This window comes from Mycolicibacterium arseniciresistens, from assembly GCF_030519285.1.
GTDB classification, from domain to species: Bacteria; Actinomycetota; Actinomycetes; order Mycobacteriales; family Mycobacteriaceae; genus Mycobacterium; species Mycobacterium arseniciresistens.
The window spans coordinates 1-4,228 of the sequence record NZ_JAUMSQ010000211.1 but is presented as its reverse complement, the minus strand read 5'-3'; the positions used below and the strand labels follow the sequence as shown (position 1 = coordinate 4,228).

The 4,228-nt window shown below is 67.7% G+C and carries 3 protein-coding genes; all 3 read left to right on the top strand.

Annotated elements, in window-relative coordinates; all coding sequences use genetic code 11:
- Positions 1-510: ComF family protein (locus Q2100_RS22115; protein ID WP_302915783.1), on the top strand; the 510-nt coding region annotated here is incomplete at its 5' end.
- Between the two features lie 298 nt (positions 511-808).
- Entirely contained in the window at positions 809-1,480 is a 672-nt protein-coding gene (gene hpf / locus Q2100_RS22110) for a ribosome hibernation-promoting factor, HPF/YfiA family (RefSeq protein WP_302471839.1), read from the top strand.
- 156 nt (positions 1,481-1,636) lie between these two features.
- On the top strand, positions 1,637-4,228 hold a 2,592-nt coding region (secA, locus tag Q2100_RS22105; protein WP_302915782.1), incomplete at its 3' end, for a preprotein translocase subunit SecA.

Below are 4,228 nucleotides of genomic sequence, written 5' to 3'. Positions count from 1 at the left end.
CGGGTGGATCCGGGCGTGCCGGTGTTCGCGCTCGGTCGCTACGTCGGCGCCCGGCGGCACGCCGTCGTCGCCGTCAAGGAGCGTGGCCGCGCCGACCTCGTCGCGCCGCTGGGCCGTGCGTTGTCGACGGGTCTCGGGCAGCTGCTGCGGTGGGGCATCGTCGAGGCGCCGGTCACCGTCGTCCCCGCACCGACCCGCGGGGCGGCCGCACGCCGCCGCGGCGGTGACCCGGTCACCCGGATCGGGCAGATCGCGGTCGCCGGACGTCCCGGTGTCGACCTCGTCCGGGCGCTGCGGCTCACAGCGTGGACCCGGGACTCGGTCGGGTTGTCCGGATCCGACCGGGCGCGCAACATCGCCGGCCGGGTGCGGCTGCTGCGGCCCGTCACCGGAGCCGTGGTCCTCGTCGACGACATCGTGACCACGGGCGCCACGGCCGCCGAGTCGACCCGCGTGCTGCAGGAGGCGGGGGCCCACGTGCTCGCCGTGCTCGCGCTGGCGCACGCCTGACGGGCGGGCCGGATCACCCCTGGGTCAACCCCGCGTGAAGAACTGAAAACACATGCGCGAAATCACTGGCACGACCGGGTGAACAACGACTACCGTCGCAAACAACCACCCGTGAACACCTTCACGGCGGCGCTCAGCAGTCAGCGCCACTTCGCCGCACCACGGTAGGAGGTGAGTAGTCGACACCTTGCGCCGCTGGTCGCGGAACAAATCTCTGCAATCCCCTCTCCTGCGGCGCGAATCGTGACCCACCCGGCACGCACTGCGTGCGACGCGCGAGAGAAACGAGTTGCCAAGTATGTCAATTCAATCCGTGGAATCAGACCGAACGATGGTGGTCGAGGAGGACCAGCCGGCCCCAGAGCCGAAGGCGGACGTCAACCTCACCGGCCGCAACGTTGAGATCCCCGATCACTTCCGCGTCTACGTCGCCGAGAAACTCGAGCGACTGGAGCGATTCGACCGCAGCATCTACCTCTTCGACGTCGAACTCGACCACGAGAAGAACCGCCGCCAGCGAAAGAACTGCCAGCACGTGGAGATCACCGCCCGCGGCCGTGGGCCAGTGGTGCGCGGTGAGGCGTGCGCGGACAGCTTCTACGCCGCCTTCGAAGGCGCCGTGAGCAAGCTCGAGAACCGGCTGCGCCGCAGCAAGGACCGCCGCAAGATCCACTACGGGGACAAGCGCCCGGTGTCGGTGGCCGAGGCCACCGCGCTCGCCGCCGCCATGGACCCGCCCCAGTCCGCCGCCGAACCGGTGTCCGACGGCGCCCCGGTCGACGATCACGAACCCGGCCGCATCGTGCGCACCAAGGAACACCCCGCCAAACCCATGACCGTCGACGACGCGCTCTACGAGATGGAGCTCGTCGGCCACGACTTCTTCCTGTTCCACGACAAGGACAGCGACCGCGCGTGCGTCGTGTACCGCAGGCACGCCTACGACTACGGCTTGATCCGGCTGGCCTGAGCCGCCGCGGCCTGATCGCCGGGAACCCCGTGACGCCGACGGTGTCGCGGGGTTCTCGGCGTTGTTTCGACGTCCAAGACGTCGCGGAGGGCCGAGCTCTCAGTCGCGACCTCTACCATGGACTCCGTCTGATACGTCAACCCACAGGGGAAATCCGTGCTCGATAAGTTGCTCCGTCTCGGTGAAGGCCGCATGGTCAAGCGCCTGAAGAAGGTGGCCGACTATGTCAACACCTTGTCCGACGACGTCGAGAAGCTGTCTGACGCCGAGCTGCGGGCCAAGACCGACGAGTTCAGGAAGCGCATCGCCGACGGCGAGGACCTCGACGACCTGCTGCCCGAGGCGTTCGCCGTGGCCCGCGAGGCGGCGTGGCGGGTGCTCAGCCAGCGGCACTTCGACGTGCAGGTGATGGGTGGCGCCGCGCTGCACTTCGGCAACGTCGCCGAGATGAAGACCGGTGAGGGCAAGACGCTGACCTGTGTGCTGCCCGCCTACCTCAACGCGCTGTCCGGCAAGGGCGTGCACGTCGTCACGGTGAACGACTACCTGGCCAAACGCGACGCCGAGTGGATGGGCCGGGTGCACCGCTTCCTGGGGCTCGACGTCGGCGTCATCCTCTCCGGGCTCACCCCTGATGAACGCAGGGCGGCGTATTCCGCCGACATCACCTACGGCACCAACAACGAGTTCGGCTTCGACTACCTGCGCGACAACATGGCCCACACGCTCGAGGACCTTGTGCAGCGCGGTCACAACTTCGCCGTGGTCGACGAGGTCGACTCCATCCTGATCGACGAGGCCCGCACGCCGCTGATCATCTCCGGCCCGGCCGACGGCGCCTCGAACTGGTACCCGGAGTTCGCCCGCCTGGTCCCGCTGATGGAGAAGGACGTCCACTACGAGGTCGACTTGCGCAAGCGCACCGTGGGCGTGCACGAGCTCGGGGTGGAGTTCGTCGAGGACCAGCTCGGTATCGAGAACCTCTACGAGGCCGCCAACTCGCCGCTGGTCAGCTACCTGAACAACGCGCTGAAGGCCAAGGAGCTGTTCCAGCGCGACAAGGACTACATCGTCCGCAACGGCGAGGTGCTCATCGTCGACGAGTTCACCGGCCGCGTCCTGCTCGGCCGCCGCTACAACGAGGGCATGCACCAGGCGATCGAGGCCAAGGAGCACGTCGAGATCAAGGCCGAGAACCAGACGCTGGCCACCATCACGCTGCAGAACTACTTCCGGCTCTACGACAAGCTCTCCGGCATGACCGGCACCGCCCAGACCGAGGCCGCCGAGCTGCACGAGATCTACAAGTTGGGCGTGGTCTCGATCCCGACGAACCGGTCGATGGTCCGCCAGGACCAGTCGGATCTGATCTACAAGACCGAAGAGGCGAAGTACATCGCCGTCGTCGACGACGTCTCCGAGCGCTACGAGAAGGGCCAGCCGGTCCTGATCGGCACCACCAGCGTCGAGCGCTCCGAGTACCTGTCGCGCCAGTTCACCAAGCGCAAGATCCCGCACAACGTGCTCAACGCCAAGTACCACGAGCAGGAGGCCGGCATCATCGCCGAGGCCGGCCGGCTCGGCGCGATCACCGTGGCCACCAACATGGCCGGTCGCGGCACCGACATCGTGCTCGGCGGCAACGTCGACTTCCTCGCCGACAAGCGGCTGCGTGAACAGGGTCTCGACCCGGTCGAGACACCTGACGAGTACGAAGCGGCGTGGGAGGCGACGCTGCAGCAGGTCAAGGAAGAGCACGTCGAGGAGTCCAAGGACGTCATCGAAGTCGGCGGGCTGTACGTGCTGGGCACCGAGCGCCACGAGTCGCGCCGCATCGACAACCAGCTGCGCGGCCGCTCCGGCCGTCAGGGCGACCCGGGCGAGTCCCGGTTCTACCTGTCACTGGGCGACGAGCTGATGCGGCGGTTCAACGGTGAGACGCTGGAGGCGCTGCTCAACCGGCTGAACCTGCCCGACGACGTGCCGATCGAGGCCAAGATGGTCAGCCGCGCCATCAAGAGCGCCCAGACGCAGGTGGAGCAGCAGAACTTCGAGGTCCGCAAGAACGTCCTCAAGTACGACGAAGTGATGAACCAGCAGCGCAAGGTCATCTACCGGGAACGTCGCCTCATCCTGGAGGGCGAGAACCTGCAGGACCAGGCCCACCAGATGCTCGTCGACGTCATCACCGCCTACGTCGACGGCGCGACCGCCGAGGGCTACGCCGAGGACTGGGACCTGGAGAAGCTGTGGGAGGCGCTCAAGACGCTCTACCCGGTCGGCATCGACCACCACGACCTGGTCGACTCCGATGCTGTCGGTGAGCCCGGCGAGCTGACCCGTGAAGAGCTGCTCGACGCGCTCGTGGCCGACGCCGAACGCGCCTACGGCGAGCGGGAGAAGCAACTCGAGGAGATGGCCGGCGAGGGCGCGATGCGTCAGCTGGAGCGCAACGTGCTGCTCAATGTCATCGACCGCAAGTGGCGCGAACACCTCTACGAGATGGACTACCTGCGCGAGGGCATCGGCCTGCGCGCGATGGCCCAGCGCGACCCGGTGGTCGAGTACCAGCGCGAGGGCTACGACATGTTCAAGGGCATGCTCGACGCGCTGAAGGAGGAGTCGGTCGGCTTCCTGTTCAACGTCACCGTCGAGGCCGCCCCCGCGCCCGCCGTCGCACCGGTGGCGGCGCCGAGCGGTCTGGCCGACTTCGCCAAGGCCGCCGCGGCCCAGGCGCAGGAGCGCGGC